Below are 26325 nucleotides of genomic sequence, written 5' to 3' on the forward strand. Positions count from 1 at the left end.
CATCTAGGTAGCGGCACCGCCGCCGACACACCATGATACATAAGGAGTCTGGAGGTATCATGCGCACGCTCATAGTCCATAACACGAAGTCAGGCTTTGGCTCCGACGCCATATTCGAGTTCGAGCGCGCCCTCGTCAGGCAGGGTGACGAATGCGTGCTCAGGGTCCTTCCCGACGACTCGGGGGCAACCGAGGCGGTCGCGGACGCCGAAGACTTCGACCTTGTGGTCGTCTCGGGAGGCGACGGCACCGTGGCCAACCTCCTGTACGCGCTTCGCTTTCGCGGGGTGAGGACCTGCATCTTCCCCTCGGGCACCGCGAACCTCATCTTCGGAAACCTCGGCTGCGCGAGCGAGCCCTGGGCAATTGCAGAGAGCTGCGTGGCCGACGCCGTCGCAGAGACGGACCTGGGCGAGATCTCGTGGGTTGACGGCCGGGGCTTGCGCAAGACGCGGGGCTTCGCCCTCATGGCGGGCTCGGGATTCGACGCCACCCTCATGAAGGACGCCATCCCTAACAAGCGGACCATGGGAGAGGCCGCGTACTTCGCGGCAGCGCTCGCCAACGCCCACCCGAAGGTCGTAACCTACGACATCACGGTCGACGGCAGGACGTTCAGACGCAGGGGCATAGCCTGCATCGTCGCCAACAACGCCACCATGCAGGGCGACATCGACATCGTCTCGAACTGCACCATGGCAGATGGCCTCCTAGACGTCATCGTCCTGGCGACCACCGACGCGGTCCAGCTGCTCATGCCCATGCTCTCTGGCATATTCGACAAGAAGGCCCGGGCGGGAAGGCCATTCATAGAGCACTTCGTCGGTAAGAGCATCTCGGTCAGGTCGTCCTCCCCCATGCCCATGCAGGTGGACGGAGACGTGGTGACAGACCTCACGATGGGATACGAGGCCCACGCGCTCCCGGGAGCGAACCAGCTCGTGGTGGACGCCAACAGCCCCTACCGCAAGAAGGGAACCGTCCGCACCAGATAGATCACCGCAAGCGTCCCCCAGCCTTAGCGTCGGAGCGACGGACAAGAGGCAAGAAAGGTTTCAGGATGTACTCATTCGACAGTCGCGTTCGCTACAGCGAATGCAGCGAGGACGGCAGGCTCTCCATACTTGCGCTCGTCAACTACCTTCAGGACTGCTCGACCTTCCACTCGGAGGCCGTCGGCCTGGGCCTGGACTACATGCGCAAGAGGCACTTCGCGTGGTTCATCGCGGCATGGCAGATCGAGATAGACGAGCTTCCCTCATTCGACGAGCCCATAACCACGAGCACCTGGTGCTACGACATAAGGCGCCTGATGGCCTCAAGAAACTTCACCATCGCGCGCAGCGGAGAGAGCCCCTGCGTCCGCGCCGACTCGCTCTGGTTCGCGTTCGACACGCAGGAGCGGCGCCCGGTGCGCGTGCCCGAGGGGCAGGAGGCGTACCTCACGGGAGAGTCACGGCTCGACATGCCAACGACACAGCGCAAGATCGCCGTCAGGGGTTCCGCGACAGAGACCACGCCGATCCTCGTCGTCGAGCAGCACCTCGACACGAACCGTCACGTCAACAACGCGCAGTACATCTCGATGGCGCTTGACGCGCTGGCGGAATCCGGCGACCAGGTCGACCTCCACCGCATCGCAGTCCAATACAAGAACATGGCTCTCCTAGGCGATACGATCGTGCCGAGAATCCACAACGCGGAGCACGGGAAGGCCATCGACCTGGCAAGTCCCGAAGGCAAGTCGTACGCAATCGTCAAGCTGGAGAGCGAGTAGCAATGCAGAGCGAGAAGGACGTCATCAACGTAGCCGCAGCGGTAATACTGAGGGGCGATACCATCCTCGCCGCAAGGCGCGCCTACGGAGACCTGAGCGACGGATGGGAGTTTCCCGGCGGCAAGATCGAGGACGGCGAGACGCCGGAGCAGGCGCTGCGCCGCGAGATACGAGAGGAGCTGGACGCGAAGATCGATACGCTCTGGTACCTCGACACGGTAGAGCACGACTACCCGAGCTTTCACCTCAAGATGGAGTGCTTCGTCTGCAACCTCGCGCACGGGTCGGAGCCGCACATGCATAGGGCCGTTCACGAGGAGCTGCGCTGGCTCACGCGGGACCAGCTCCTAGACGTGAGCTGGCTGCCGGCAGACCGTGGCCTCGTGCAGGCGCTCGGGACCGGGTGGGCCGAGATCTTCTCCGCCAACAGGCTGTAATCTTTCTTTCACGTGCAGAGTGACGCCCGGCCGCAAGGCTCGGGTATGATGTTGCGAGGTCACAAGGGAGGAGAACATTGGAAATGACAGGACCCACGAGCCCCAACGCAAGCACCCAGGCGAGCGAGCTGCCGGAGCAGGGCTTCATTCAGTCGCCATCCGCGACGACGGACCCCGACAACGAGAACTCCGGAAACACCGCCTACGTGATCGTCGGCGTGGTCTTTGCCGTCCTCCTGCTCGCCTCATGGTGGGTGCAGAGCACGATAGCCCACATTGTCGAGCTGGCCTACGACCACGTGACCTACGCCGAGGGACCGCTTGGCTGGGACGAAGACTACCTGAACGAGCTGGACGACGACCCTGACTGGTACCAAGACGGCTACGACACCATCTACGACAACCTCTACGGCAGCGAAGGCCACGGCAGCTCGCGTTCCGGACACGTCGCCGCGGCATTTGTACTCGGGCAGGAGCTCGTCCGTCAAACGCTCTAGGCAGGACGCGACAGAAAGGGAGTGCGCATGAGCAAGGCTGATGACATCTTCATCTCGATGTGCTCCGATATCATCGAGAACGGCACGACGACGGAGGGGCAGAAGGTCCGCCCGCACTGGGAGGACGGAACGCCCGCCTACACCATCAAGAAGTTCGGCGTATGCAACCGCTATGACCTGCGTGAGGAGTTTCCCGCGCTGACGCTGAGGCGAACTGCGCTCAAGAGCGCGATGGACGAGATCCTCTGGATCTACCAGAAGAAGTCGAACAACATCAACGACCTCCACTCCCACATCTGGGACGAATGGGCAGACGAGTCCGGCTCGATCGGCAAGGCCTACGGCTATCAGGTCGGTCAGGTCTCGCACTACCCCGACGGCGACTATGACCAGATGGACCGCGTCCTGAAGGACCTGCGCGAGAACCCCTATTCCCGTAGGATCATCACGAACCTCTACACCTTCGCGGACCTCTCCGAGATGAACCTCTACCCCTGCGCCTACAACGTCATCTACAACGTGACGCAGGATCCCAACGAGGAGAAGCCCACGCTTAACCTGCTGCTGGTCCAGCGCAGCCAGGACATCCTCGCGGCCAACAACTGGAACGTCTGCCAGTACGCCATCCTGCTCATGATGGTCGCTCAGGTCAGCGACATGATTCCGGGCGAGCTCGTCCACATGATCTCGGACGCGCACATCTACGACCGCCACGTCGACATCATCAAGGACCTCATCGGTCGCGAGAAGCACCCGGCGCCGACCGTGCGCCTCAACCCCGAGGTCAAGAACTTCTACGACTTCACGACCGACGACCTCATCGTCGAGGGTTACGAGCACGGCCCGCAGGTCAAGAACATCCCCATCGCCATCTAACAGGCCATTGCCGACCGGCGGCGGGCAAGTGTCAAACGCACGAGCCTCACAAGATGACAAAAGGCAACAGCATGGGGCGCCGCAAGGCGCCCCTTATCATGAAAGGTGGGACATGGACGCAATCGTATCCGTCACGAAGGACTGGGCGATCGGAAAGGACGGCCAGCTGCTCGTCCGCAACAAGGAGGACATGCACCGCTTCGTTGAACTCACGCGCGGATGCACCTGCATCATGGGCAGGAAGACCTACGAGAGCTTCCCCGGAGGCCCGCTCAAGGGACGTCGCAACGTGATCATCACCAGGAACGCCTCGTACGTCCTGCCCAATTCCGACGACCTGCCAGAGGGGACGACGGCGGAGACGGTCTGCTCCCCCACCGCTGCAATCGAGCTCACCAAGGATGACGAAAAGGTCTGGCTCATCGGCGGTGACTCCATCTACCGCGCGCTTCTGAACCAGTGCCAGGAGGTCTACGTGACGATGAACGATACCGTCACGGAAGCGCCGGACGCCTTCTTCCAGAACCTCGACGAGTCCGACGACTGGACGCTTGCGGAGCGTCAGGGCGCAGGCACGACGAAGGCAGGCATACCCTTCGAGTTCCTACGCTACGAGATGGTCGTGAGGTAGGCGGAGACACAGCCGAGCCACGGCCTCGGCACCGATGGCAAGCCCTTCTCACCAGCAAATCGCCGCACGACAAGAGCAGGTCCTGACTCAGACGAGCCAGGACCTGCTACCTTAGCGAGTTGGACGTTCCTTGTTTAAGGAATCGCGGCGTCCACCTCCCGAACTACTCGAGACTGGAGAGGTCGGCGCCACCGTAGGCACCCTTAACGAGGTCGGTGATGCTGTCGTCGTCGATGGACCAGGTGTTGTCCTTCTTGGTCAGGTGGATGGTCACATCGGTGCTGACCGTGTCCTCCTTGGCGTCGACGAACTCGTAAAACTGGGAGAAGAACTTCTTGTAGAGCCCCGTCTCGCCATCCGACTGGTAGATCTCCATGAGCTCGGCGGCGTTATCGGAGCTCTGGAAGTACTCAGAAGTCTCCTCCAGTGCAGAAGCAACGTCGACGTTCTTGACGGTCACGACGGCAGTGGCCGTGTCACCGTCAACCTTGATGTCGCCAATCTCGTAGTCGAACTTGTCGAAGACGTGACCGAGGAACTCGTACGGATCGACACCAAGGCTCTTGATCTGAGAGATAGAGGAGGAGTCCTCGTCGACGTACTTGCTGAGGTTCTCCTTGGTCGGGTTTTTGAAGGCGCTGAGCTCGCTGTCGATGCCGTCGCGGATCACCTGCTCGGCATTGCCACCGCAGGCGGAGAGGCCGCCAGCGACGCCAAGGGACAGCACGCACGCCATAACGCCGAACACGACCTTCTTCAAAATGCCCGTTTTCATGGGAGTCTTCTCCTATCCAATGGTCTGACAAATTGCAGATACTGCTACTCCATACTAACAGATGAGTTCTTCCGGCGTTCAGAAAAGGCGCTCGAGATCGGCCACGAAGGCCAAGGCTTCGGTATCAATGCAGGTAACACGCACAATCGTACCAGTTGCCGCTCCGGAAACAAGTTGGACACAGGTGGGCAGCGCCGCGCTCGCGAGCTCGCCTTCTGCCTCGAAGTCGACAACCGGGCCAAAGCCTCCCTGCAAGACGTTGCTGGCGGCAGCAAAGGAGTCATCGCCCTTGATGCCCGGATACCACACGCGCCTCACGCGGGGATGACACAGAAGATACGTCGCAACGACCTGGGCAACGTCACTAGAGCGCCTCCGCTTCTCGTCGAACGCGAGTACGGCGTCCTCAAGCCCCGCAAGATCGACTTCGGCCGCAAGGGGAAGCCCTGCGACGAGGGCGTCAGCGTCGATGCGATGGCGGGCGAGAAATGCCTTGGACACGCCAATTGCACACAGGCCACCGAAGCGAGGGCCGAGGGGCGAAAGGTCCTCAACCATGGCGTCGCAGCCGCGCACGAAGGCAAAGCACCCAAGCGACGTAAGTCCGCTCAAGTCAGCCGCAAGAGCGACTCCACCCTGGCGTGCCCGCTCTGCCTCGCCCTTGAGGTCGCGACAGCGGATGGGGGTGCCGTACAGGGGACTGACAAAACGCAGATCGCGAACAAGCGGCGAGACAAGCCTCTCGAGGGTCGCGGAGGCGGACGCCACGTCCTGCCGAATGACGAAGACGCGTCCATGACCTAGCCTCTTCGCCACGGCCGTGCAGGCATCCGATTTGGCGAAGCCATTGCCCATCTAAATCCCCTCCTTCTCCTGAAACGCTACTCCAAGCGCGAACACGGGTAAAGAAATGCCGGGCCCGAACCGTCGGACCCGGCACATCAATCTTGTTAAAGCGCAAGAGCGCGAAGTCTAGCCACGGCGCTCCTTGATCTCGGCGAGGAGCTCGGGCAGCCACTCGTCAAGCTGACGCTCGGTGGTCTCGTTCGTCGCGCGGTCGCGGACGGAGACGGTGACGTTGTCCCTCTCCTTCTCGCCCAGGATCAGCATGTAGGGGACACGGTCGATGGAGCGAGCCTCACGAATCTTGTAACCGATCTTCTCGTCACGCTCGTCGACCTTCACGCGGATGCCGGCGTCGCGAAGCTTGGATGCGACCTCGTTGGCGTACTCACGGGTCTTCTCGGAAACGGGAAGGACCTTGACCTGGCAGGGAGAGAGCCAGGTGGGGAACTTGCCCTCGTATTGCTCGATGAGCATGCCGGTGAAGCGCTCGAAGGAGCCAAAGCCGGCGCGGTGAATCATGATCGGCTGCTTCTTGGAGCCGTCGGAATCGACGTACTCGAGCTGGAAGTTGTGGGGCAGCTGGAAGTCAAGCTGGATGGTTCCGCACTGCCAGGTGCGGCCAAGGCAGTCCTGCAGGTGGAAGTCGATCTTGGGGCCGTAGAACGCGCCATCGCCGGGGTTCAGGGTGTACTCGACGCCCATGGTCTCGAGAGCCTTCTTGAGACCCTCCTCCGCACGCTCCCAGTCCTCGTCGGAGCCCATGGAGTCCTCGGGGCGAGTGGACAGCTCGACCTTGTAGGGGAAGCCGAACTGCTGGTAGTAGGCCGTAATCAGGTGCATGGTGTCGGTGACCTGATCGGTGATCTGCTCGGGAGTGATGAAGAGGTGGGCATCGTCCTGGGTGAACTCGCGGACGCGGAAGAGGCCGTGGAGGGCGCCCTTGAGCTCGTGACGGTGGTCAAGGCCGGCCTCTGCAAGCTTCAGCGGGAGGTCACGGTAGGAGCGGGGACGGCTCTTGTAGATGAGGCAGGCACCGGGGCAGTTCATCGGCTTGACGGCATAGTCCTCGTCGTCGATGAGCGTGGTGTACATGTTCTCCTTGTAGTGATCCCAGTGACCGGAGGTCTCCCACAGAGAGCGGGAGAGGATGATCGGCGTCTGGACCTGCTCGTAGCCGAACTTGTCCTGCATCTCCTGCCAGTACTGCATGAGGGCGTTACGGACGCGCATGCCGTTGGGAAGCCAGAAGGGGAAGCCGGGGCCGGCCTCCGACATCATGAAGAGCTCCATCTCTTTGCCGATCTTGCGGTGGTCGCGCTTCTCGGCCTCGGCGAGCAGGCGCTCGTACTCGGTGAGCTCGTCCTTGTTTCGGAAGGCGACGCCGTTGATGCGGGTGAGCATCTTGTTGTTGGAGTCGCCCTTCCAGTACGCGCCGGAGACGCCGGTGAGCTTGAAGGCCTTGAGGGCCTTCGTGTACATGAGGTGGGGACCGACGCACATGTCGACGTACTCGCCCTGCTTGTAGAACGTGATGCGTGCGTCCTCGTCAAGGTCGCCGATGTGCTCGACCTTGTACTTCTCGCCTCGCTCCTCCATGTGCTTGATGGCGTCCTCGCGAGAGAGCTCGTAGGTCTCGAACTTGAGGTTCTCCTTGACGATCTTCTTCATCTCCGCCTCGATTGCGGGGAAGTCGTCCTCGGAAATCTTCTGACCCTCGGGCAGGTCAATGTCGTAGTAGAAGCCGTTGTCGGTCGCAGGTCCGTAGGCGAAGTCGGCCTCGGGGTACAGGCGCTTGATGGCCTGGGCCATGATGTGGGCGGCAGAGTGGCGGATGACGTGGAGCTCCTCCTCCTGGGGAATCTCGTCAACGTGACCGTCGTTAAACAGAACCTTCATGAACAAACCTCTTTCTCAGAGTGAGATGCAAGTGGGAGAAATGAAAAGTGGAGCATGGCGCATGTCGCACGACCCCGCAGGGTCCGGTGAAAGGACAGGCGCCTAGATAGTCTGAGTTCGAGTGCCGCATGTGGCCGTCAGCTTGCGCAAGACGGGATAGGAGGTGATTGTGGCGTTGTTCGCAGATCGGAACATCTCACGAATCCTTTTTGTGGCAATCGACATTACAGCGCAACATCATAGCAGTTGGCACAAGCGTGAGCTGCACAGATGCAACCAGCCCGCATATCAACACAGAGTGAACGCAGCCAGCGTGGCGAAACGAGGGGCGTCGCGCCCTCCCCCACGCTCTGCTAACCTCATGCCAATGAGCGAAAGGAACAGGATGCAAATCGACCGCAGCCGGGCGACAGAGGCCCTCAAGAAGTTCACGGAGCGCTACGACCCAAAGAACCCACGCATAGCGCTCAAGCTATCGCACACGCTTCGGGTAGCGCTGAACAGCGAGAGGATAGCCCGCTCCGAGAGGTTGCCCAAGGACGAGGTGGACCTGGCCTGGCTGCTGGGGCTGCTTCACGACATCGGACGATTCGAGCAGGTGAGACGCTTCGACACGTTTGTGGACGCAAAGTCGGTAAGCCACGCCGATCTAGGCTGCGAGATCCTGTTCGGAGAGAGGGGCACGATAAGGTCCTTCGTGTCAGACGACTCCGACGACGGCCTGCTGCGCGCCGCGGTGGGACTCCACAGCGAGCTCGCCCTTCCGGGCAATCTGGCACCGCGCACGCGCCTGCACTGCGAGATCCTGAGGGACGCGGACAAGATAGACATCCTCAAGGTGAACTGCCTCAGTCCGATCGAGGACATATACGGGGTCACCACGCAGGACATGCGCGAGAGCGGTCTCACGCCCGAGGTGGTGGATACGTTCTACGGGCACCGCTGCGTCCCCCGTGGCATCAGAAGAGAGCCCGCAGACATGCTAGTCGGCCACATCTGCTTCGCCTACGAGCTGGCTCGACCAGCGAGTCTCGCCCTTATGCTCGAGCAGGGGCACCTTCAGGAGATGCTCTCCAGAACCTTTGACGACCCCGCAACCGAGGCAACGTTCAGACAGATGGAGAAGCACATGGCGTCGTGGCTCGAGGCACGAGACCGGACGTAGGAGGCCTACCGGGCTCAGGCGACGCCGTGATGCCAGCTACGCGCAGCGCGCGACGAAGGCCTCGACGATCTCGCGCTGGCGGGGCTCGGACTTGAACGCGAACTCGGGATGCCACTGGATGCCCCACACGCAGCACTTGGCCGGCGCGTAGAAGCTCTCAACGAGACCGTCTGTCGAGAGGGCCATGGGCTCAAGGTAGGGAGACAGGCCGCGAATTCCCTGGTGATGGATGCTGTTGACGGGGAACGTTGCGGAACCAACGACGTCAAACAGGGGCGTGTCGTGCTGGATCTCCACCCAGTGGGAGATCTCGTCAAAATGGTCCCTCATCCGGTGGTCGAAGGAGTTGGGGCGCTCGGTCAGTATGTCCTGGTACAGGGTGCCGCCCAGCATGACGTTGATGAACTGGCTGCCCCGGCAGATGCCCATGATGGGCATGTCGCGCGCATAGGCCTGCTGGAAGAGCTCCTTTTCGAGGACGTCGCGGCGCTCAACGTTTTCGCCGCAGAACGGCTTCTTCTCTTGGCCGTAGAGCGCTGGATTTACGTCCGCCCCACCCGTGAACACGATGCCGTCGAGACGTCTCAGGATGGCAGCCACGTCCGCGGGGTCGCTATCAAACGAAAGAACGACCGGGATTGCCCCGCTCTGCTGAAGGATGTCCTGATAGGTGTCGCGCATCCAGAGGTTCGGGTGCTCGGAATCGTAAAGAGGCGTCAGGCCGATCAAAGGCTTCATGCAGGTACTCCCAATGGCCGCTAGCTATTGCCAAAACGTGCGCTTGCATAGTAACGCTTGCCGAAACGCCGAGACGCGTCGGCCGGCGATTCCCAATCGCTATCCACAGGACGAGAAGCGATGGCCGCAAGGCGCGACAAGGAGGCGCGACAAGGAGGCGCGACAAGGCAAGACGGGATGCGAGCGAGAAGGCCACGCACTTCTCGCCCCCGAAAGGGATCCCCTTCCCCCATGTGCGACGTCGGCCCAACAAAAGAGCCCACCAGAGGGCGGGCTCAATCGATTCGCGTATGCGCTTGCGGCTCTACTGGATGCGGGTGCGGCAGTAGGGGCAGACCTTCCAGTCCGCGTTGAGCGGGCGGTGGCAGGTCGGGCAGACGTTGCGAACCTGCGTGTTGCAGATCGGGCAGACGACGAAGTCGCGGTCGATGGGGGCGCCACACTTCGGGCAGATGCCGTAGTGGGACAGCTGGTGCTCGCGCAGAGCGATGTCCAGGTCCTGCTCCTCGCGGTCAACCAAGTAGGAGCTGGGACGAAGGATCACGTAGGCAAGAAGGCCGACGATGGGAATGACCGAGATAACGGCCCAGAGCCACCAGGGCTCGGCTCCACGGCGCTGCGCATCGCGCACGACGTAGACGATCGAGAGGATGTAGAGCATAACGAGGCACGCGACCATCAGGTAGAGGACCATGCGCACTTCAGGGGTAATCAACTGGTCGAGAAGCTCAGACATGTCGTCGATGACCTTTCTTCTTCGTCAAAGGTTCCGTTGATGGCCTCAGGCCATAACTCGAGCAATTGTATCAGACCTGCGCCCAAGCGAGTGCCCAAACGGGCAAGGCACGGCGTCACCACACCTCATCGGCACGCGAGCGCGGAGGCGGCCGCAGGGACAAACTCCGGCGATTGGCTACCAGCGGTCGCTTCCGCGCAGGATCTTAGAGACCTCCCCGGCCGTCGTGATGGATCCGCAGGCGACGAAGGGCCTGTCGCTCAGGGCCGTGAGGGCCTCCTCAACGGAGGGGTAGGTCGCCTCGACCTCTCCCCCCTCCTCGCGCAGGATCCGTGCGAGTCCGAACTCGTCAAGCGCGCGGGGACTCTGCGTCTTCGTGACAACGAAGCGCGGGAACTCGGGCGCCAGGATGCGGCAGATGCCACGGACGTCCTTGTCGGCAAGGACGGCAAGGAGAAGAACAGGGCGCTTCCGGACGTCAGGCTCGACCCCCCTCACGGCAGAGACGAATGTGGCAACCGACTGGGGGTTATGGCACGCATCAATCAGGCCGACCGGCTCGGGTCGCACGACGTCGAAACGTCCGGGCGTAGGGCAGGTCACAACCGAGTCGAAGAGTGCGTCAGCATCGAGGTGGCGACCCAGGAACTGCTCGCTCAGGACGATGGCGCAGGACACGTTGGCCGCCTGGTAGCTAGGCTTGAGCGCGCTCACGCCGTCGTACTCGGCAAGGGGCGTCTTGATGTCAACCACGAGCGAGCCGCCGATACGGCCCGGGAAGCGGCTGATGCGGTATCCCGCCCTGGGAAGATCGCCATGGAAGGCGAGCTCGCCGGAATTGAGCTCTCCGGCGGCGTCAAAGGGGCGGTCGGGGCGCAGGAGGACGGGGGTCACGCCCACGTCCCGGCAGCGGTCGAGAAAGACGTCTTCCACGCTCGCGGGCGTAGCGGTCCCCACACCCAGGACGCAGGTGCGCCCATGCTTGATGATGGCGGCCTTCTCGCCCGCGATAGCCTCGAGGGTGTCGCCCAGGATGCGCGTGTGGTCGAGGCCGACGCCGGTCACGGCGACGGAGCAGATGGACTTGGCGGCACTCGTCGCGTCCCAGCGCCCGCCCATGCCGCATTCCAGCACGGCAACGTCGACCTGGGCCTCCGCGAAGGCGACCATGGCCGCAACCGTCAGCGTGTCGAACTCGGTGATGTCGTAGGGCCTCAGGCCCTGCGCCTCGCGAGACTCGTTGACCCTGCTGCCCGCCTCGCGCGCGACGGCAATGCCGTGGGCGAAGGCGTCCCTGGCGATTGGCGCGCCGCAGATCTCCATGCGCTCGTTGTAGCTTACGAGCTCGGGACTGGTGTAGAGTGCGACCTTGAGCCCCTCCCCCGCCAGTATTGCCGCCGTGTAGCGGGCGGTCGAGGTCTTGCCGTTGGTACCGGAGATCTGGATGCACTTGAAGCAGAGGTCGGGGTCGCCGCAGGCGGTCAACATGTCCTCGACGCTCTCGAGCATGGGCTGGATGCCAAAGCGCAGCGCGGAGTGAAGGACGCCCAGCGACTCCTCGAAGGTGAGGGGCTCGACGTCGAATGGAACCTGGTACATGTGGGGAATGCTCCTTCCGGGAAGGCTATACGCCCAAGAGGCGCAGCGCCTCCTCGCGGGTCTTGAGGTTATCGAAGCAGCCGCGCACGGCGGAGGTGACGGTGAGCGCTCCCGCGCTGCGAACGCCCCTCATCGTCATGCAGGTGTGCTCGGCCTGCATGACCACGAGGACGCCCAGGGGCTCGAGCTCGCGCATCATCGCGTCGGCGATCTGCGAGGTGAGGCGCTCCTGAAGCTGGGGGCGCTTGGCGTAGCCGTTGACGCACCTCGCGATCTTTGAGAGACCCGTGATCCTACCCTTGCGCGGGATGTAGCAAACGTGGGCCTTGCCGACGAACGGGAGCAGGTGATGCTCGCACATGGACGAGAACGGGATGTCCCTGACGATGACCATCTCCTCGTTCTCGCCCTCGTGAAACTGCTTGCGCAGGTAGACGCCAGGATCCTCCTGCATGCCACCGAAGATCTCCTCACAGGCGCGCGCCACGCGGTCAGGGGTGCCCCTGAGTCCCTCGCGGTCCGGGTCCTCGCCGATGGCAAGTAGGAACTCGCGAACGGCGGCCTCGACGCGCTTCTTGTCGAGCGCGTTGTACGAAAGTTGGTTGTCCATGCTAGCGAACGCTCCTTTCGGCAGCCCTGACAACGTGCTCGGCCAGGACCGCGGTGGTGACGGAGCCCACGCCGCGCGGCACGGGTGTAATGGCGCGGACGATGGGAGCGATGCCCTCGAAGTCGACGTCGCCGACGAGGCGCTGGTTCTCCTCGTCCCAGTTGATTCCAACGTCCACGACGACCTGTCCGGGCCTGACGTGCTCGGGACGCAGCGTGTTGGGCCTTCCCGTGGCGACCACGATGACGTCCGCCTCCCTGCAGGCGCCGGCGAGGTCGACCGTGTGCGAGTGGCACAGAGTGACCGTGGCGTCACGCGCCTGGAGCAACATCGCCACGGGCCTGCCGATGACGAGCGAGCGGCCCACAACGGTCACGCGGGCACCGTCGAGCGCAACATCGTAGTGATCAAGAAGGCAAACGCAGGCCTCGGCCGTGCAGGGCGAGAAACCCAGGCTCTGGGACGCATACACGCCAAAGGAGGAGGCACGCGTCACGCCGTCGACGTCCTTCTGGAACGCGAGCTCCTCGCAGGCCTGTGCCTCGTCGAGGTGCTCTGGAAGGGGCCTGAAGAGCAGGCAGCCATGGACCGAGGGGTCTGAGTTTGCCTCGCGAATGGCACCGAGGAGCTCCTCCTGCGCACAGTCCTGGTGAAGAACAACTCTGCGCACGGCCATGCCGAGACCCTCGCAGCGCTTGGTGGCAGCGCGCTCGTAGGTGAGGTCGTCGGGTCGATCGCCGACGCGGATCATGGCCAGCGTGGGAACGACACCCTCGTCTGCAAGGCGCCCGACGCGCTCGGCAAGCTTGGCCCCAAGGGCCTTGGCGACCGGCGCCCCCCTCATCTCAAGCTCCATCAGTGCCTCCTGATTCGATCCGCCACTCGCCTCGTGATGGCCTCGGCGCGGGGCACGTAGTCGTCCAGCATGTCGGCGCAATCCGCCTCGAGGCTCTGGGCAAAGCCCCTGTCGCCCAGCGACTCGGTGTTGACAAAGACCGAGAGGCTAGCGGCCTCAAGCGCGGATCGGCAGAGGATCGCACCGCAGCCGATGTCCGAGAGGAGCATATGGCTCACCTTGTTCTCGAGATCCTCGATCAGGTCGATGGCAGAGCAGATCTCCCGCATCATCGCAAACGGGACCTTCGCCGCGCCCTTGGTCGCACGCTCGATCACGTCAGCCCTCGAGGCGTCAGCGCGGTCCATCTTGTAGGCCTGCGATAGCTCAAGGTAGGCGGCGGCATCGCCGTCGACCAGCTCGATCAGTCTGCCCCTCACGCGCTCGGCGGCCTCGAGGTCGGCCCGCACGTCGTCCTGGAACTGGTCCAAGCTCGCCTTTCCAAGCGCGAACGAGCCCGCCATGGAACCGAGGGCGACGCCCAGCGTGCCGACGTAGGCGGCGGCGCCACCACCACCCGGGACGGGCTTGCGCGCAGAAAGCTCCTCGGCAAAGCCCGCAAGCGTCTTGTCAGTCAGTCTCTCGTGCATACATCTCCTAGCAAAGGGCGCCCCGCAGGGCGCCCGAAACAACGTTTGAGCGACGATGGCTAGAACAGGCCCACGATCTTGCCGTCCTCGGTAACGTCAATCTTCTCGGCGGCAGGAACCTTGGGAAGGCCCGGCATGGTCATGATGTCACCGGTCAGCGCAACGATGAAGCCGGCGCCGGCGGATACACGAAGGTTACGCACCGTGATCCTGAAGCCCTTGGGCGCACCCAGCTTCTTCGGGTCGTCGGTGAAGGAGTACTGGGTCTTGGCGACGCAGATGGGAAGCTTGTCATAGCCAAGGTCGGTGAGCTTCTTGAGCTGCTTTCTCGCGGCGGGCGTGAAGTCGACGCCGTCGGCGTGGTAGATGCGAGTCGCGATGGCCTCGACCTTCTCCTCGATGCTGCCGTCGAGCTCGTAGGAGAAGTGGAAGTCAGAGGGCTCGTCGCAGAGGCGCACGACCTCCTCCGCGAGTGCGACTCCGCCCTCGCCGCCCTTGGCCCAGACCTCGGAAAGCGCGACGTTGACGCCAAGTTCGTTGCACTTGGCCTCGACTAGGTCGAGCTCAGCCTTGGTGTCAGTCGAGAACGCGTTGATGGCGACGACGACGGGCAGGCCGTAGACATCCGTGATGTTGGACACGTGCTGGAGCAGGTTGGGCATGCCCGCCTCGAGCGCCTCGAGGTTCTCATCGGCCAGCTGGTCCTTGGGCACGCCGCCGTTGTACTTGAGGGCGCGCACGGTCGCGACGAGGACGACGGCACTCGGGACAAGGCCGGTCGCGCGGCACTTGATGTCCAGGAACTTCTCGGCACCAAGGTCGGCGCCGAAGCCCGCCTCGGTCACGACGTAGTCCGCGAGCTTGAGGGCAGTCGTGGTGGCCTCCACGGAGTTGCATCCGTGCGCGATGTTGGCGAAGGGCCCGCCGTGCACGAAGGCGGGGTTGTTCTCGAGGGTCTGCACCAGGTTGGGCTTGATGGCATCCTTGAGCAGCGCGGTCATGGCACCCTCGGCGTGGATGTCGGCGACCGTGACCGGCCTCTGGTCGAAGGTGTAGGCGATCACCATGCGCGACAGGCGCTCCTTGAGGTCCTTCAGGTCAGTAGCGAGGCAGAACACCGCCATGACCTCGGATGCGACCGTGATGTCGAAGCCGTCCTCGCGCGGCATGCCGTTGGCGACTCCGCCGAGGCCGTCCACGACGTTGCGCAGCTGTCGGTCGTTCATGTCGACGCAACGCTTCCAGACGACGCGACGGGGGTCGATGCCCAAGGCATTGCCCTGCTTGATGTGGTTGTCGAGCATCGCGGCACACAGGTTGTTGGCGGCGCCGATCGCGTGGAAGTCGCCCGTGAAGTGAAGGTTGATGTCCTCCATCGGGACGACCTGCGCGTGTCCGCCGCCGGCTGCGCCGCCCTTGATGCCGAAGACGGGCCCGAGACTGGGCTCGCGCAGGCACAGCAGCGTCTGCTTGCCCATCTTGTTCATGGCGTCCGCAAGTCCTACGGAGGTGGTCGTCTTGCCCTCTCCCGCGGGAGTGGGATTGATGGCGGTCACGAGGACGAGCTTGCCCTTGAGGGGCTTGTCCTTGAGGGAGTGGATGTCGACCTTTGCCTTGGTGTAGCCATAGGGCTCGAGCGTGTCCTCGTCGAGCCCCGCCCTCTTGGCGACCTCGAAGATGGGAAGCATCTCTGCCTCCTGAGCGATCTCGATGTCGGACTTGTAATCTGCCATCTAGCAACTCCCCCTTGGATAACGTATGGCGACACCGGGCGCCGCCGCGCGACGGTACAAATGATACTATCCCGCAATCGATGGCACGAGGGGACGAGACGCAAAGCTATCCGCAATCGCAACAATATGGGCGGCGGAAAAGTGCCTCGCCCTTCGCCCGTGCCCTACAGGCGAAGTATGCCGGCAGGAGTCGCAACCGCCTCTACCGGCAGGTCGAGGCGCGTCACGAGCCCGGCGGAAGCCAGACTGTCAGCCAGCTGCTCCGTGCGGCAAAGCCCCAGCGTGGCACCCTCGAAGGAAGAGAGGAAGACGTCATAGTAGCCGCCGCCGTACCCCAGCCTATGGCCCGAGCGGTCGAAGGCGAGGCCCGGCACCAATGCAAGCGCCTGCCCCATGAGGGACGAATCGAGCAGGGTCGCGGGGTCTCCGTCGGGCTCCTCGACGCCAAAGCGACTCCTGACGAGTCCGTCCAGACTCGTGACCACGTGCCACTCCATGCGTCGTCCGGGGACGCAGCGCGGCAGGGCAACCACCTTGGCAGCCTCCAGCGCCGCGGCGATTATCGCGCGCGTATCGACCTCGCCAGGCATCGAGAGGTAGGTGAGCAGCGCCGGCGACGAGGCGAACGAGCTCGACTCAAGCACGTGGCACGAGATGTCTCGGTCGGCCGCGATGCGATATGCGGGATCGAGCGACGACCTCAGGGCAAGGCACCTCTCCCTTGCCTCGCGCTTCCTCATGGCCACTTCTTCTTGCGTCAAGCGATGCTCCTCATCGGCGTTCGAAACGAAATGGAACCACTCAACTACCTGCGGGCTCTTCCGACCCATCCCCCTTGCGCCTCCCGCGCAGGTCCCAAAGGGCCAGGGCGACCTTCGCCGCGCCTTCCGCGACGAGCAGACCAAGCACCAGGGTCATCACGAGGCCCTGCTCGGGATAGAAGTCGCAGAAGTCGTGCCAGCGCATTCCCATCTGGCCGGACGAGCACCAGATCAGCAGCGGGAGGAGGGCGTGCTCGAAGGCGACGCAAAGCCAAAGGACCAGGCGCGGGCGAGAAGAACGCAGCCACTTAGCCTTCCAGCGTCTCAGCAGGGCGAGCGGCGCCGCTGCCGCCACGACCGCAACGAGGTAGGCAAGGTTGAGCATGGCGTGGGTGCCGAGCGACCCGCCGGCATCGACGTCCTGGGGCTCATATCCCATGGCGATGGAGTACACGCCGTCAGCGAGCTGGCCAAAGCCCTCGTTGTCCCCTATCTCGTCGTCGCAGTCCGTGAGGACGACTATGCCGAGGTCTCGTCCGGGGACGACGACCATCTGCGCGGCGTAGTTCTCGACCTGGCCAGGATGCACCATAACGGGCTCTCCATCGTCATCGCACACGAACCAGCCCATCGCGTACGCGGAGTCGGGGTCACCCAAAAGGGCGCAGTCCCGAACTGTCTGGTCGATGTCGCCCCGCTCGAGGACGTCCCTTCCACCGTTGAGGTACATGCGCAGGTAGCTGGCCATGTCGTTGACGCTCGAGCGTATGTAGCCGGAGGCCGGGCCACCCCAGGCGCCATCGCCGGTCCCGTGGCGGAAGCCGTCTGCGACGTACACGCCGAACCAGCTGCGATGTCCTGGCGCCTCGCTGGCGCACCCCTGCTCGACGCCGTCGATCGAGGAGTCGTTCATCTGCAGGCGGTCGAGCACGTTCTCGTGCAGGTAGTCGGCGTACGACTGGCCCGTGACCCTCTCGACGATGCGTCCGAGGAGGTCGTAGTTGACGTTTGCGTACGAGAAGGTCCCCACGCCCTCCTGTGTGCCCAGGTCGTCGAGGGGCGAGAAGTACCCGAGCCCGCTGGTCTGGTCAAGAAGATCCCGAACGGTGACCGCGTCTCCGAGCCCATACTCCGGTACGTAGAGCGACACGGGGGCGTCGAGTCGGACCAGGCCGCGCTCGGCAAGCTGCATGATACAGACGCCCGTAAAGGACTTCGAGAGCGAGCCTATGACGAAGGTCTGGCTGGAATCGGTCACGTCGCCATAGGTCGCGACGTAGCGGACGCCCTTCGAGCTGACGACGGCAACGGCAAGGCCAGGGACGCGCGACGCCGAGAAGTTTCGGTCGAGGTAGTCGTCGAGCGCCGCGGAAAGGTGATCGTCAGACATGGTGACGTGAACGGTCGGCTGGTCGCTTCCGTCGCGGTCGGCCTCGAGCGCCGAGACGAACGCCCCGTCGGGCATCGCGACGCGCGCACAGGCAACCAGCAGGAAAAGAAGGACGACGACCCCGCAAAAGAGGGCCAGCCCGAAACGAAGCCTCTTGGCCATGGGATGCGCCTCCGTTCGCCAGCTCGACGGCCATACCACCTACCGTAACGATACGCACACGGACGAGAGGGGGCAAGCGTCGCCCCAGATGCCCACGGTTCGACGAACAAGAAAGGAGGGGAGCCAAGCCCCCCTCCCCAATTAGCCATGAAAGCCAGCGCGACTACGAGAAGTCGGAGATCTGGTCCTTGAGCTGAGCGATGGTCTGCTCGAGCTCGGCCTGCTGGGCGCGCTTCTTCTCGATGACGGCGGGAGCGGCCTTTGCGACGAAGCCGGCGTTGCCAAGGGTCCTCGAGACGGAGGCGAGGTCCTTCTCGGCCTTCGCGAGCTCCTTCTCCAGGCGCTTCGCCTCTGCGGCGAGATCTACAAGACCACCGAGCTCGACAAAGATCTCGAGGGTGCCGTCGGCGGCGCTGACCGATCCCTCGGGCTTCTCCTGGCCGTCGGACACGGCGAGCGCGCTCACGCGGCCGACGGAGCGAATGAAGGCATCCTGGGCAGCGAGGACGTCAGCGTCCTCCTGGGAGCAGCGAACCGCGACCGCGAGCTCGGCCTTGGGAGACAGGCGGTAGCGGGCGCGCGTGGAGCGAACCGCGGAAACGACGCGCCTAGCAAGGTCGAAGTCGTGCTCTGCCTTGTCGTTGACGAACCCGGCGAAGTCGGCAGGCTCGGGCCACTTGGCGACCATGAGGAACTGCGCGTCATGGTCGTCGAGGCCGGAGGCCGGCAGGGCGTCCCAGACGCTCTCGGTGACGAACGGCATGACCGGGTGCAGAAGGCGCATAGATGCATCGAGAACGAACACGAGGTTGCGCTGGACCTGCAGCTTCTCGTCGGGCGTGCCGTCCAGGAGGCGGCCCTTGCACAGCTCGATGTACCAGTCGCAGACCTCACCCCAGAAGAAGGACTGGATGTTGCGAGAGTAGTCACCGAAGTTGTAGCTCTCAAGCTGCTCGGTCGACTCGGCGACGACCTTCGCGAGGCGGGAGAGCATCCAGGCGTCCTCGGGCGTCTCTGCCTTCGGGTCGCCCGGGACATAACCCTCGAGGTTCATCTGGACGAAGCGGCTGGCATTCCAGATCTTGGTGACGAACGACCTGGCCTGCTCGGTACGCGGGCTGTCGATGAGCTCCCTCGTCTTCTTGTCGATGTTGGCATCGAACTTGACGTCCTGGTTGTTGGTGATGAGTGTCAGCAGGTTGTAGCGCATAGCGTCCGCACCGTACTTCTCCATGAGGTCCATGGGGTTGACGCCGTTGCCCTTCGACTTCGACATGCGGCTTCCGTCCTTCGCCAGGATGGTCGCGTAGATATACACGTCGTGGAACGGAATCTGGTCCGTGAAGTAGAGCGAGCTCATGATCATGCGGGCGACCCACAGCGCGATGATGTCGCGCGCGGTGACGAGGACCTTGGTCGGGTGGTGCTGGGCGAGCTCCTCGTTGTCGTCAGGCCAGCCCTGGGTGGCAAAGGTCCACAGCTGCGAGGAGAACCACGTGTCAAGGACATCCTCGTCCTGGTGAACGTGGTGGCCTCCGCACTTCGGGCAGACGTCGGTGTCCTCCATAAGTGCGTCTTCCCAGCCGCAGTCCTCGCAATAGAACACGGGGATGCGGTGGCCCCACCAGAGCTGACGGCTGATGCACCAGTCCTTGAGGTTCTCCATCCAGGTGAGGTAGGTCTGGGTCCAACGCTCGGGGTGGAAGGTCACCTCGCCGCTCTTCACGACCTCGGTCGCGCGCTCCTTGAGCTTGTCGACGGCGACGAACCACTGCTCGCTCAGCCACGGCTCGAGCGCCGTGTCGCAGCGATAGCAGTGCATGACGGAGTGGTCGAGCTCCTCGATGTGGTCGAGCAGGCCGTGCTCGTCGAACCAAGCGACGACGGCCTCGCGGCACTCGTCGCGGTCCATTCCGCTAAACTCGCCGTAGCCGTCCACCACGTGGGCGGTCTCGTCGAAGATGTTGATCTGCTCGAGGTCGTGCGTCTGGCCCATGGCGTAGTCGTTGGGGTCGTGGGCGGGCGTGACCTTGACGAAGCCGGTGCCAAAGTTGGCGTCGACGTGCCAGTCGGAGAAGATCTCTATCTCGCGGTTGACGATCGGGAGCATGACCTTCTTGCCGATGAGCTTCTGCTTCTCGGGGTCGGAGGGACTCACCGCGATGCCAGTGTCGCCGAGCATCGTCTCGGGACGGGTCGTCGCGACGGTGATGTACTCGATGCCGTCGACGGGCTCGACCAGCGGGTAGCGAAGGAACCAGAGGTGGCCCTTCTCGTCGTGGTACTCGGCCTCGTCGTCAGAAATGGCCGTGCGACAATGGGGGCACCAGTTGACGATGCGCTTGCCGCGATAGATCAGGCCGTCGTGGTACCAGTCGACGAAGACCCTGCGGACGGCCTTCGAGAACTCGGGGCTCATCGTAAACTTCTCGTCGTCGAAGTCGATGGAGCATCCCATGCGCTTGATCTGGCTGACGATCGTTCCACCGTACTCGTGGGTCCAGTCCCAACAGGCGTCGAGGAACTTCTCACGGCCAATCTCGAGGCGGGAAATGCCCTCGCTCTTGAGCTTCTTGTCGACCTTGGTCTGAGTCGCGATGCCAGCATGGTCGGTGCCCAGAATCCAGCGGGTCGAGCGGCCGCGCATGCGGTTGTAGCGGATGAAGGTGTCCTGGATGGTGTCGTCCATCGCGTGGCCCATGTGCAGGATGCCCGTAACGTTGGGCGGCGGGATTACGACAGTGCAGTCCCCCACTCCCTTGCTGCGCTGGTAGCATCCGGCGCTCATCCACTTATCGATGAGCTCGGGCTCTGCCGACTGAGGATCGTAGTTCTTAGGCATTTCTTCCACGGTAATGACCGCCTTAGTACGCGCCCGACAGACGGTGTGGGCACTCGTGTCATGAGCGCGCGCCTCTGCCCGGCTGGGTTGCAAAACGGCTGCACGACGCAGCCAAGTAATGAGAATAGCACGCAAGCCTCGCCAGGCGGGCCACATCGAAACATAGAGTTAGGACTACAGAAAAGCGCGTGCTACCATGGGCGAGAAGAGCATGACCGACCACCCGAGGAGCCCTGCATGACCGAAGACACGCTGCCCGCCGAAGCACAGGAGAGCCCGACCGACCGCCTGCGCATCGTCATGGGAGACGAGGCGCTCGAGCGCGTGCAGAACGCGCGCGTCATGATCTTGGGCATCGGAGGCGTCGGCTCCAACTGCGCCGAGGCGCTGGCGCGCGGCGGGGTGGGAGAGCTCGTCCTTGTCGACCGCGACGTTGTGGCGCCGTCGAACATCAACCGCCAGGCCGTGGCCTTCCACTCCACGGTTGGCCGGCCAAAGACCGAGGTCATGGCCGAGCTCATCGCCGACATCAACCCCGAGTGCAAGCTGACCCTGGTCCACAAGTTCCTTTCGAAGGAGAACCTCGTACCGACGCTCGCAGCGCTTCCCCGTCCCGACTACGTCGTCGACGCGATCGACACGGTCAGCCAAAAGCTCATCGTCGCGCAGTGGTGCCAGGACGAGGGGCTGCCCGAGATCTCGAGCATGGGCGGGGCAAACAAGCTCAACCCGGAGCGCCTGCGCTTCTCGACCATCGAGAAGACCAAGTCGGACCCCCTCTGCAAGGTAGTGCGCAAGGAGTGCCGCAAGCGCGGCATCAGGGGACTCCAGGTGCTCTACTCGTCGGAGGTGCCCCTCCCCGTCACGCCTCGTAGGCGCGAGCTGCCCGAGGACGGCTCGCGCCCACAGAAGGGCGTGACGCTGGGCACCATGAGCTACATGCCGCCCATCATGGGCATGATGATCGCCGGCCGCGTGATCTGCGAGCTGGCCGGCCTCTCCAACGAACTCGACGTGCAGAAGCCGCTATGAGCGACGCGACGAAAGACAACGCCGCGTTCCCGCCCGAGGGCACGCGGCTCTTCGACGCGCACTGCCACCTCGACTTCATGACGAACGCTACCGAGGTGGCCGAGGACGCCCGGAAGATCGGGCTCTCCATCTTGGCGACGACCATTGGGCCCGAAGGATACCGTTCGCTCGCGCACGTACTCGCGAACCAACCGAACGTTCGGGTCGCGCCGGGGCTTCATCCCTGGTGGGTAGCCGATGGCCGAGCGGACGGGAGGGCCGTGGACGCAGCCTGCAGCCTCGCTGAGGGGTCATCCTGGGTGGGTGAGGTGGGCATCGACCTTTCGCCGCACCATGTACCAGAAGGGTCTCGCGACATCCAGGCGCAGGCCTTCGAGCGGGTCTGTCAGGCCGCCGCACGTTCCGCGCGAAAGAGCGGCTCTCCCACCGTCATCTCGATTCACTCGGTCCGCGGGGCCACGCTCGCCCTCGACATACTGGAGGAGACGGGCTGCCTCGCGACCTGCCGACCCGTCTTCCACTGGTTCAGCGGCACGAGCGACGAGCTCACGCGCGCCGTCCGCTCCGGCCTCTGGTTCTCGGTGAACGAGATGATGCTCAAGACGCGTCGAGGCCGCGAGTACGCGCGGCAGATCCCAATCGAGCGCCTCCTCACCGAGACGGACCTTCCTCCCGAGGAGGGCGAGCCCTTCTCAGCGCGGGCCGTCGCGGACTCGATCGAGCGCACCATCTCCGCACTCGGCAAGATCCGCGACATGGACGAGGCGGAGCTCGCCGAGGCCATCGTGGGCAACGCGTGCAGGCTCTTCTCCCCTGCCAGCCAGGCACAGCAAGGCCACTACGCACGGAGGTGAAACCCAGGGGAGAGGGGCACGACCCCCCGGGGGAGCAAACCCATGGCGCATACGCGCATGGCAAAGGGAGCCGGACTGAGTCCGACCCCCCCTCGTTCGTTGCGCATTCGGCGACGACTAGGCGCGCTTCTCGCTTTCCGTGTGACGCACGATCTGCGGCGACTCGTTTCCGCCGACGGACTCGGGCGTGACGATGACCTTCGTGATCTCAAGGTCGCTGGGCAAATCGAACATCGTGGCCTCGAGCGTGGACTCGCAGATCGCACGCAGGCCGCGGGCGCCGGTGTTGCGACTGATTGCCTGCCTGGCCATCTCGCGCAGCGACTCCTCCTGAAACTCCAGGTCGACGCCCTCGATCTCGAACATGCGCTTGTACTGCTTGACAATCGCATTCTTAGGCTTGGTCAGAATCTCGACCAGGTCGTCCTCGGTCAGCTCCTTGGTAGAGGTGATGACGGGGATGCGGCCGATGAACTCGGGGATCATGCCGAACTTGTGCAGGTCCTGGGGCATGACCTTCGAGATGAGCTCGTCCTGGTTCTCCTCGACCTTCTTGTTGAGCTCGGCATTGAAGCCGATGCCCTTCTTGCCGATGCGATCGGCGACGATCTTGTCGAGGCCGACGAAGGCGCCGCCGCAGATGAACAGGATGTTGTCCGTGTTGATGCGGATGAGCTCCTGCTGCGGGTGCTTTCGACCGCCCTGAGGCGGAACGCTTGCCTCGGTGCCCTCGAGAATCTTGAGGAGCGACTGCTGGACGCCCTCGCCCGACACGTCACGCGTGATCGAGAGGTTCTCGGCCTTGCGGGCAATCTTGTCGATCTCGTCGATGTAGACGATGCCGACCTCGGCACGCGAGACGTCACCGTCGGCTGCCGTAATGAGCTTGAGCAGGATGTTCTCGACGTCCTCGCCCACATAGCCAGCCTCGGTGAGGGTGGTGGCGTCGGCGATGGCGAAGGGAACCTCCAGGAATCGGGCAAGCGTCTGCGCGAGCAGCGTCTTGCCCGTGCCGGTCGGTCCAAGCAGGAGAATGTTGCTCTTCGCGAGCTCAACCTCCTCGCCGTCGGCATTCACGCCGGAGTCGCCCTGCATAATGCGTCGATAGTGGTTGTAGACGGCGACGCTCATCGCGCGCTTGGCCGCCTCCTGGCCCATGACGTACTGCGACAGCTCGTCGTAGATCTCATGCGGCGTCGGAAGGTTCTGGAGGGGCTGCTGGGAGGTTTCCTCCTGTATGCCGGCGATGCTCGCGTCATCGTCAGAAATGATGTCCGCGCACTCGCCAACGCACTCGTCGCAGATGAAGACGCCGTTGGGCCCCTGGATGAGCTTGCGCACCTGGCTGCGGGTCTTGCCGCAGAAGGAGCAGCGCATCTCGGGCGTATTGTTGTCGTTTGTCGGCATGTACCTTCTCCTATAGAGATAAAGCTCAGAAAAAACTAGTCGACCTGCTCCGTGCGAGAAGCAATCACCTTGTCGACCAGGCCGTACTCCATAGCCTCCTGTGCGCGCATGTAGTTGTCACGCTCGGTGTCGGCGTTGATCTTCTCCACGGACTGACCAGTATACTGCGCGAGAAGGCCATTGAGATGCTGGCGAATGTACTTCGTCTCGTCCGCCACAATCTGGATGTCGGTCTGCTGGCCCTGCGCGCCGGAGAGCGGCTGGTGGATGAGGACCATGGAGTTGGGCAGCGCAAGGCGCTTGCCGGGGGTGCCTGCGGCGAGAAGGACGGAGGCCATCGAGGCAGCCATGCCCACGCAAATGGTGGAGACGTCCGGCTTGATGAAGTTCATCGTGTCAAGGATGCCGAGACCGGCGTAGACCTCTCCGCCAGGAGAGTCGATGTAGAGAGAGATGTCCTTGTCGGGGTCCTGGCTCTCGAGGTGCAGGAGCTGCGCGATCACAAGGTTGGCGGAGTCGCGCGTAATCTCCTCGCCGAGGAAGACGATGCGGTCGTTCAGAAGGCGGGAGTAGATGTCGTAGCTGCGCTCGCCACGGGGCGTTTGCTCGACGACATACGGAATAAGCGGAGTGTTGATGGGATTGTGCATACGAGTCTCCTTACGATAAAAATGCGCTCCGAGGTTGAAGGTACCCCCGGAGCGCACGTGCTAGTCCTGAGACTAAACGGGTTACTCAGAATCCTTCTTCGCACGAGCCTCTGCGATCTCGTCGACTTCGGTGACGGAGGCGTTCTCGACGAGCCAGTTCACGGCCTTGGTGCGGCGGATGGACTCACGGATGGCGGGCATCTGGCCGCTCTCGGTGAACTCCTTCATGCTCTTCTCGACATCCTCGACGTTGGCGCGCTCGAACTCGGCCTTGACGTCGTCCTCGGTCGCCTCAAAGCCAAGCTTGGCGGCAAGCGCGTCGAGGGCAAGGGACTGGCGGGCACGCTCGGCAGCCTGCTCGTGAAGGTCGTTCAGGAAGTCCTCGCTCTTGATCTGGCGGGCAGCGAGGTACATGTCGAGGTTCATGCCCTGACGGCCGAGGGAGCCAAGGAACTCGTTGGCGAGCTCAGAGAAGACCTGGTTCTGGTAGGCCTCGGGAACCTCATCAAGGGTGAGGTGCTTGCCAATCTCCTCGACGACGCGATCCTCCTTGAGGGCAGGCAGGCTCGTCTTCTTGTCGTTCTCGATCTCCTCCTTGACGGCGTCACGAAGCTCGGCGACGGTGTCGAAGCCGAAGGACTTCTTGGCGAACTCGTCGTCGAGCTCGGGGGTGACGGTCTTCTTAAGGCCCTTGAGGGTGACGGAGACGGCGAAGCTGTGCTCGTGGTCGCCATGGGTCTGGGTCCAGCTGATGTCCTTCTGCTCGCCCTTGTTCATGCCGACGACGCCGGCGACGAACTCGGAGGGCAGGTAGGCGTTGCCGAGGCCGAACTGGCGGTCGGTGCCGGCGAGCTCGGGGGCGCCCTCCTTGTTCTCGACGTCGAGGACGACGACGTCGCCCTCGACGACGGCACGCTCCTCGGTCTCGTCCTCGAAGCTGACGTGGTAGCTCAGGAGCTGCTCGATCTGCTGGTCGATCTCTGCCTCGGTGGCGTTCTGGGGAGGCATGTTGATCGCGGGAGCGTCGTAGGAGTCAAGCTCGCAGGTGGGCGGAACGTTGATGGTGGCAACCAGGACGAGGTCCTCGTGCTCGACCGCGACGACGGCATCCTCGCCGTAGCTGGGGCGGTCGACGGGAACGATGTCGAGCTGCTCGAAGGCGGCCGGCTGGGCGTCGTTCACGATGTCCTCTGTTGCCTGGGCCAGGATCGCGTCACGACCGACGATGCCGTCGATGACGGGACGGGGTGCGTGGCCCTTGCGGAAGCCCTGGAAGTTGTACTTGGCGGCAACCTCCTTGTAGGTGTTGGCGATGGCCTTGTCGACCTCGGCAGCGGGGACGGTGATAGTGGCGACGACCTTGTCGCTCTCGGGCCTCTCGGCGGTGACGGTGATGTTCAACGTTCCTCCAGTGTTCTCATGCCAG

25 protein-coding genes are annotated in these 26325 nt (G+C 63.4%); 9 read left to right on the top strand and 16 right to left on the bottom strand.

The genetic code is table 11. The features are described from left to right. Positions 1–59: 59 nt before the first annotated feature. From B5D13_RS02845 to B5D13_RS02870, 6 genes are all read left to right on the top strand, one after another. Positions 60–995 (top strand): diacylglycerol/lipid kinase family protein, encoded by a 936-nt coding sequence (locus B5D13_RS02845; protein WP_078686835.1) that lies wholly within the window; start codon positions 60–62, stop codon positions 993–995. A 65-nt stretch (positions 996–1060) separates the two neighbouring features. After that, complete coding sequence (locus tag B5D13_RS02850) at positions 1061–1777, top strand: acyl-[acyl-carrier-protein] thioesterase (RefSeq protein ID WP_078686836.1); 717 nt, start codon at positions 1061–1063, stop codon at positions 1775–1777. A gap of 2 nt (positions 1778–1779) precedes the next feature. Further along, positions 1780–2214 (top strand): (deoxy)nucleoside triphosphate pyrophosphohydrolase, encoded by a 435-nt coding sequence (locus tag B5D13_RS02855; RefSeq protein ID WP_078686837.1) that lies wholly within the window; start codon positions 1780–1782, stop codon positions 2212–2214. 83 nt (positions 2215–2297) lie between these two features. Further along, entirely contained in the window at positions 2298–2711 is a 414-nt protein-coding gene (locus B5D13_RS02860) for a hypothetical protein (protein WP_078686838.1), read from the top strand. 27 nt (positions 2712–2738) lie between these two features. Beyond that, positions 2739–3587, top strand: a complete 849-nt coding sequence (gene thyA / locus B5D13_RS02865; protein ID WP_078686839.1) for a thymidylate synthase — start codon at positions 2739–2741, stop codon at positions 3585–3587. 112 nt (positions 3588–3699) lie between these two features. Beyond that, entirely contained in the window at positions 3700–4218 is a 519-nt protein-coding gene (locus B5D13_RS02870) for a dihydrofolate reductase (protein ID WP_078686840.1), read from the top strand. A gap of 163 nt (positions 4219–4381) precedes the next feature. On the opposite strand, the gene B5D13_RS02875 is transcribed toward B5D13_RS02870, so the two are convergent. From B5D13_RS02875 to thrS, 3 genes are all read right to left on the bottom strand, one after another. Continuing rightward, positions 4382–4993 (bottom strand): hypothetical protein, encoded by a 612-nt coding sequence (locus tag B5D13_RS02875; RefSeq protein WP_078686841.1) that lies wholly within the window; start codon positions 4991–4993, stop codon positions 4382–4384. A gap of 78 nt (positions 4994–5071) precedes the next feature. Then, the gene (locus B5D13_RS02880; protein ID WP_078686842.1) at positions 5072–5848 is read right to left on the bottom strand and encodes a PLP-dependent transferase; all 777 of its coding nucleotides are present in this window, start codon (positions 5846–5848) and stop codon (positions 5072–5074) included. A gap of 117 nt (positions 5849–5965) precedes the next feature. Further along, positions 5966–7735: a threonine--tRNA ligase gene (gene thrS, locus B5D13_RS02885; RefSeq protein ID WP_078686843.1), complete on the bottom strand. Its 1770-nt coding sequence runs from the start codon at positions 7733–7735 to the stop codon at positions 5966–5968. Positions 7736–8120: 385 nt separating this feature from the next. On the opposite strand from thrS, the gene B5D13_RS02890 reads away from it, so the two are divergent. Continuing rightward, positions 8121–8900 carry an HD domain-containing protein gene (locus B5D13_RS02890; protein WP_159443974.1) on the top strand — a complete coding sequence of 260 codons (780 nt, stop codon included), beginning with the start codon at positions 8121–8123 and terminating at the stop codon, positions 8898–8900. Between the two features lie 36 nt (positions 8901–8936). Here B5D13_RS02890 and B5D13_RS02895 read toward each other — a convergent pair whose 3' ends face one another. The 10 genes from B5D13_RS02895 to B5D13_RS02940 form a co-directional block, all read right to left on the bottom strand. Then, positions 8937–9638: a gamma-glutamyl-gamma-aminobutyrate hydrolase family protein gene (locus B5D13_RS02895; RefSeq protein WP_078686845.1), complete on the bottom strand. Its 702-nt coding sequence runs from the start codon at positions 9636–9638 to the stop codon at positions 8937–8939. Positions 9639–9942: 304 nt separating this feature from the next. Further along, on the bottom strand, positions 9943–10374 hold the full coding sequence (locus tag B5D13_RS02900; protein WP_078686846.1) for a zinc ribbon domain-containing protein: 432 nt from the start codon (positions 10372–10374) through the stop codon (positions 9943–9945). A 177-nt stretch (positions 10375–10551) separates the two neighbouring features. Beyond that, positions 10552–11973: a bifunctional folylpolyglutamate synthase/dihydrofolate synthase gene (locus B5D13_RS02905; RefSeq protein ID WP_078686847.1), complete on the bottom strand. Its 1422-nt coding sequence runs from the start codon at positions 11971–11973 to the stop codon at positions 10552–10554. A gap of 25 nt (positions 11974–11998) precedes the next feature. After that, a complete protein-coding gene (folE, locus tag B5D13_RS02910) occupies positions 11999–12583 on the bottom strand; it encodes a GTP cyclohydrolase I FolE (protein ID WP_078686848.1) in 585 nt (194 codons plus the stop codon). Position 12584: 1 nt separating this feature from the next. Next, on the bottom strand, positions 12585–13439 hold the full coding sequence (locus B5D13_RS02915) for a bifunctional 5,10-methylenetetrahydrofolate dehydrogenase/5,10-methenyltetrahydrofolate cyclohydrolase (RefSeq protein ID WP_180363889.1): 855 nt from the start codon (positions 13437–13439) through the stop codon (positions 12585–12587). After that, positions 13439–14068, bottom strand: coding sequence for a cyclodeaminase/cyclohydrolase family protein (locus tag B5D13_RS02920; RefSeq protein ID WP_078686849.1), 630 nt, complete (start codon positions 14066–14068; stop codon positions 13439–13441). Before B5D13_RS02920 ends, B5D13_RS02915 begins: the two co-directional genes overlap by 1 nt. A gap of 59 nt (positions 14069–14127) precedes the next feature. Then, a complete protein-coding gene (locus B5D13_RS02925; protein WP_078686850.1) occupies positions 14128–15801 on the bottom strand; it encodes a formate--tetrahydrofolate ligase in 1674 nt (557 codons plus the stop codon). Positions 15802–15965: 164 nt separating this feature from the next. Beyond that, on the bottom strand, positions 15966–16562 hold the full coding sequence (locus B5D13_RS02930; protein ID WP_159443975.1) for a 5-formyltetrahydrofolate cyclo-ligase: 597 nt from the start codon (positions 16560–16562) through the stop codon (positions 15966–15968). Positions 16563–16602: 40 nt separating this feature from the next. Next, positions 16603–18114 carry a serine hydrolase domain-containing protein gene (locus B5D13_RS02935; protein WP_078686852.1) on the bottom strand — a complete coding sequence of 504 codons (1512 nt, stop codon included), beginning with the start codon at positions 18112–18114 and terminating at the stop codon, positions 16603–16605. A 163-nt stretch (positions 18115–18277) separates the two neighbouring features. Further along, positions 18278–20965, bottom strand: coding sequence for a valine--tRNA ligase (locus tag B5D13_RS02940; protein WP_078686853.1), 2688 nt, complete (start codon positions 20963–20965; stop codon positions 18278–18280). 228 nt (positions 20966–21193) lie between these two features. Here B5D13_RS02940 and B5D13_RS02945 point away from each other — a divergent pair, with 228 nt between their 5' ends. Both B5D13_RS02945 and B5D13_RS02950 read left to right on the top strand, forming a co-directional pair. Further along, positions 21194–21988: a tRNA threonylcarbamoyladenosine dehydratase gene (locus B5D13_RS02945; protein WP_078686854.1), complete on the top strand. Its 795-nt coding sequence runs from the start codon at positions 21194–21196 to the stop codon at positions 21986–21988. Beyond that, the gene (locus B5D13_RS02950; RefSeq protein WP_078686855.1) at positions 21985–22842 is read left to right on the top strand and encodes a TatD family hydrolase; all 858 of its coding nucleotides are present in this window, start codon (positions 21985–21987) and stop codon (positions 22840–22842) included. The genes B5D13_RS02945 and B5D13_RS02950 overlap by 4 nt, the downstream gene beginning before the upstream one ends. A 117-nt stretch (positions 22843–22959) precedes the next feature. On the opposite strand, the gene clpX is transcribed toward B5D13_RS02950, so the two are convergent. From clpX to tig, 3 genes are all read right to left on the bottom strand, one after another. After that, on the bottom strand, positions 22960–24249 hold the full coding sequence (gene clpX, locus B5D13_RS02955) for an ATP-dependent Clp protease ATP-binding subunit ClpX (RefSeq protein ID WP_078686856.1): 1290 nt from the start codon (positions 24247–24249) through the stop codon (positions 22960–22962). 35 nt (positions 24250–24284) lie between these two features. After that, positions 24285–24899: an ATP-dependent Clp protease proteolytic subunit gene (locus B5D13_RS02960; RefSeq protein ID WP_078686857.1), complete on the bottom strand. Its 615-nt coding sequence runs from the start codon at positions 24897–24899 to the stop codon at positions 24285–24287. 81 nt (positions 24900–24980) lie between these two features. Continuing rightward, the gene (gene tig, locus B5D13_RS02965) at positions 24981–26300 is read right to left on the bottom strand and encodes a trigger factor (RefSeq protein ID WP_078686858.1); all 1320 of its coding nucleotides are present in this window, start codon (positions 26298–26300) and stop codon (positions 24981–24983) included. Positions 26301–26325 lie beyond the last annotated feature (25 nt).

Source organism: Olsenella sp. KH1P3 (assembly GCF_900167315.1).
Lineage (GTDB): Bacteria > Actinomycetota > Coriobacteriia > Coriobacteriales > Atopobiaceae > Olsenella_J > Olsenella_J umbonata_A.

What these genes read in the sequence shown, in the direction of transcription:
- B5D13_RS02845 (WP_078686835.1), top strand. Translation starts at nt 60, where the DNA reads ATGCGCACGCTCATAGTCCATAACACGAAGTCAGGCTTTGGCTCCGAC.
- B5D13_RS02850 (WP_078686836.1), top strand. Translation starts at nt 1,061, where the DNA reads ATGTACTCATTCGACAGTCGCGTTCGCTACAGCGAATGCAGCGAGGAC.
- B5D13_RS02855 (WP_078686837.1), top strand. Translation starts at nt 1,780, where the DNA reads ATGCAGAGCGAGAAGGACGTCATCAACGTAGCCGCAGCGGTAATACTG.
- B5D13_RS02860 (WP_078686838.1), top strand. Translation starts at nt 2,298, where the DNA reads ATGACAGGACCCACGAGCCCCAACGCAAGCACCCAGGCGAGCGAGCTG.
- thyA (WP_078686839.1), top strand. Translation starts at nt 2,739, where the DNA reads ATGAGCAAGGCTGATGACATCTTCATCTCGATGTGCTCCGATATCATC.
- B5D13_RS02870 (WP_078686840.1), top strand. Translation starts at nt 3,700, where the DNA reads ATGGACGCAATCGTATCCGTCACGAAGGACTGGGCGATCGGAAAGGAC.
- B5D13_RS02875 (WP_078686841.1), bottom strand. Translation starts at nt 4,993, where the DNA reads ATGAAAACGGGCATTTTGAAGAAGGTCGTGTTCGGCGTTATGGCGTGC.
- B5D13_RS02880 (WP_078686842.1), bottom strand. Translation starts at nt 5,848, where the DNA reads ATGGGCAATGGCTTCGCCAAATCGGATGCCTGCACGGCCGTGGCGAAG.
- thrS (WP_078686843.1), bottom strand. Translation starts at nt 7,735, where the DNA reads ATGAAGGTTCTGTTTAACGACGGTCACGTTGACGAGATTCCCCAGGAG.
- B5D13_RS02890 (WP_159443974.1), top strand. Translation starts at nt 8,121, where the DNA reads ATGCAAATCGACCGCAGCCGGGCGACAGAGGCCCTCAAGAAGTTCACG.
- B5D13_RS02895 (WP_078686845.1), bottom strand. Translation starts at nt 9,638, where the DNA reads ATGAAGCCTTTGATCGGCCTGACGCCTCTTTACGATTCCGAGCACCCG.
- B5D13_RS02900 (WP_078686846.1), bottom strand. Translation starts at nt 10,374, where the DNA reads ATGTCTGAGCTTCTCGACCAGTTGATTACCCCTGAAGTGCGCATGGTC.
- B5D13_RS02905 (WP_078686847.1), bottom strand. Translation starts at nt 11,973, where the DNA reads ATGTACCAGGTTCCATTCGACGTCGAGCCCCTCACCTTCGAGGAGTCG.
- folE (WP_078686848.1), bottom strand. Translation starts at nt 12,583, where the DNA reads ATGGACAACCAACTTTCGTACAACGCGCTCGACAAGAAGCGCGTCGAG.
- B5D13_RS02915 (WP_180363889.1), bottom strand. Translation starts at nt 13,439, where the DNA reads ATGGAGCTTGAGATGAGGGGGGCGCCGGTCGCCAAGGCCCTTGGGGCC.
- B5D13_RS02920 (WP_078686849.1), bottom strand. Translation starts at nt 14,068, where the DNA reads ATGCACGAGAGACTGACTGACAAGACGCTTGCGGGCTTTGCCGAGGAG.
- B5D13_RS02925 (WP_078686850.1), bottom strand. Translation starts at nt 15,801, where the DNA reads ATGGCAGATTACAAGTCCGACATCGAGATCGCTCAGGAGGCAGAGATG.
- B5D13_RS02935 (WP_078686852.1), bottom strand. Translation starts at nt 18,114, where the DNA reads ATGGCCAAGAGGCTTCGTTTCGGGCTGGCCCTCTTTTGCGGGGTCGTC.
- B5D13_RS02945 (WP_078686854.1), top strand. Translation starts at nt 21,194, where the DNA reads ATGACCGAAGACACGCTGCCCGCCGAAGCACAGGAGAGCCCGACCGAC.
- B5D13_RS02950 (WP_078686855.1), top strand. Translation starts at nt 21,985, where the DNA reads ATGAGCGACGCGACGAAAGACAACGCCGCGTTCCCGCCCGAGGGCACG.
- clpX (WP_078686856.1), bottom strand. Translation starts at nt 24,249, where the DNA reads ATGCCGACAAACGACAACAATACGCCCGAGATGCGCTGCTCCTTCTGC.
- B5D13_RS02960 (WP_078686857.1), bottom strand. Translation starts at nt 24,899, where the DNA reads ATGCACAATCCCATCAACACTCCGCTTATTCCGTATGTCGTCGAGCAA.